This window comes from Nostoc flagelliforme FACHB-838 (assembly GCF_014698065.1).
In the GTDB taxonomy this organism is placed as follows: domain Bacteria; phylum Cyanobacteriota; class Cyanobacteriia; order Cyanobacteriales; family Nostocaceae; genus Nostoc; species Nostoc flagelliforme_B.
In genome coordinates, this window is record NZ_JACJSI010000633.1 from 1 (window position 1) to 2,357 (window position 2,357).

Annotated in this window: 3 protein-coding genes; 2 read left to right on the forward strand and 1 reads right to left on the reverse strand. The window is 39.0% G+C overall.

Translation table 11 applies throughout. From position 1 onward, the window contains the following. Window positions 1-215: sigma-70 factor domain-containing protein (locus tag H6G97_RS49995; RefSeq protein ID WP_277883481.1), on the reverse strand; the 215-nt coding region annotated here is incomplete at its 3' end. Between the two features lie 370 nt (window positions 216-585). Between H6G97_RS49995 and H6G97_RS50000 the strand changes: the two genes are divergently transcribed. Both H6G97_RS50000 and H6G97_RS50005 read left to right on the forward strand, forming a co-directional pair. Next, window positions 586-1,035 carry a hypothetical protein gene (locus tag H6G97_RS50000; protein ID WP_190947643.1) on the forward strand — a complete coding sequence of 150 codons (450 nt, stop codon included), beginning with the start codon at window positions 586-588 and terminating at the stop codon, window positions 1,033-1,035. A 735-nt stretch (window positions 1,036-1,770) separates the two neighbouring features. Continuing rightward, window positions 1,771-2,031: a hypothetical protein gene (locus tag H6G97_RS50005; RefSeq protein ID WP_190947644.1), complete on the forward strand. Its 261-nt coding sequence runs from the start codon at window positions 1,771-1,773 to the stop codon at window positions 2,029-2,031. Window positions 2,032-2,357 lie beyond the last annotated feature (326 nt).

Consider the following 2,357-nt stretch of genomic DNA (forward strand, 5'->3'; position numbering starts at 1 on the left):
TGTACTTCAGCTTCGCTTTGCCCAAGTGAGGTAGCTAATTCTCTTGTGGTTGCTTCTCGCTTTAGTTGAAGTGCGAGGCTTGAGCGCTGTTCTTCAATCGCCATCATCTGCTGCACAAGCCGAGCATTTGTAATTTCTTGCTCAGGAGTTAGCAGAGGGTAGCGTCCGATTTCTTTGAGGTAGGAGCGAACTAAGTCGGTAGTTGGGCTAGGCATACTTTCAATTAATTGTGACGACTACTTTTCTTTTTCGTTTGAATAAAATGTTTTATCTCAAGAATTAGCTTACAAATCAAATCTTAACCATAGACTTAAACCAATATTTATTTTTGTCAAATAAGTTTATAAATATAATACTTGAAATCTTTAAATAGGTAAATACTAAAAACTGCTTTATTTTATAACTAAGCTTTAAAGCAGTGGAGAAATTTGGCTGAGTTAAATCAGAGAGATGCTACACTAAATTTAGAGTGAAGTCCTCTCTTCAAGAGAGGATATGTTCAAATTCGCTTCATATTTGAACAAGGCTTAAAAACGCTTTGCGTAAATCAGTTGAAAATTACAAATACTTAGTTGAGAAATAATCATGGATACGCAATCTCTACTCACTTTCACAATCATAGTCATCTTTTGGGCATTCGTTACTCTCGTTATATTCCAGTTCGTTAACGGACTATTTGTATCGACTACTTACGCTAGTAATGTGGTTCCGGTTAGCAATCTAAATATAGCTGCTTCTACAATTCCATCAGTATCAGAAATAATCACACCACAACAAGTTCAGACTTTTGAAAAATTGCCAGATCCTTGGATGTTAGAGGATGAAGTTATTCATTGTAAAAGTAACAAAGCAGTTATTCTCTCATTCCCTACATTGAGATTGCTGCCTCCAGTTAAAGAACTTTCACCACAACCAAAACTTACTACTCGTTCCAATAAAGCTAACAATGCTGCCAACAAGTTACCAAAAACTAAAAAGGCTGATGTAAATTATTCAGGCAAACGCAAGCCAGGTAGACCGCGTAAAGCTGGCTAATTCGCTTTTTAAGCCTCGGCTGATCACCTAAGAATAAATGTCGGAAGGCTCAGAAGCTCAAATGAGGCAATTACTTGCCTCATTTATTAATAAGAGAAAGGCTTCGCCATAGCAAGAGTGAAAAAATAATATTGTGAGTGATGCAATGGTACAGCAACTTTTCACTCAAGGTTCTTTATTCGATTTGCAAACAGTAAGTGGGCGGGAAAATTTCTAAGTATGTAACAAAACGTTAAGCAGTAGAGTTAAATTTAACACGTTGCGTACTAGAATTTTCTTTTTCACCCCTAGCTTCAACACGATTAATTACGGCATAAGCAATGGTAGTAAGCTAATCGTCATTTATTTTTCCAGAATCGCTCGTACCAAAATGGTGCTAAGAGAAAGTCAGCAGCCAAAAGAGCGCAAACGCCGCGTGTTAGACTGTCCACTGTGCAAACTTAGACACGTCCACTGGACACTCTTATAACAGTAGAAATTGATTCGTTTCCAGTTGCTGCACTCCTTGATAGATACAATCTAGGGAAACAAGCGGTTTATAACCGGATAGACGCGCTCGACATCAAAACATTTAACCAGGGGAATAAATCTTACATCACTGCAAGTGATGTGGAATTGCTCGTGTAATTGACTGCACGACCATATCAGCGCTAGGGGGAAAATGGATGATTTCAAATCCCCATTAGCTGAACTAATGAGCAGTCCACTTGCCTACTGGACGTGTCTAGTAGGCAAGTGGACGCACTCTTACTGACCACTGGACAACCAGACTTGGCATTTGGGGAGATGGTTCAGTTGGTAGAAGCGATCGCTCGTCACCTGGGCCCAACTTCACTATTACAGCACCTCAAAGAGCTAGAGCTTGCTGCTACCAAGGCCTGGCTTCTTTCTTCATCTGAAGTGGAGGGGTTGATTAGGTATAAGCCAAGGGTTCAGAAGGGCGAACAACAGTTTACTCGTGGCTCGTTCTGTTTTATTCTAAAGTGGCAAAGCTAGCTAGAGCAAAAACTTAAACGTAGTAAATTCGTTATTATTGAAAATTTTGGTTTACCTATCTACGCCTATTTCAATCATTAAAAATCTACTCTAGCAAGTTTTACCACTCTAGGTTTTATTAGGTCTGGAAAGGTTGGAAACCAGTCTGCTTGGAAGGTGCTAAGGGTCAATTAAGTGACCATGTAAAATAGCGAATTAGCCCAAAAATCCGATTTAACAATATTTTTTGAAATTATCCGCAGATGACAATGCAAAATTTCTGGCGTCCAATTTCAATTGGGTTAATGAGAGTACCGCTCCGCATAGCTATCATAGTACCTTTTCTA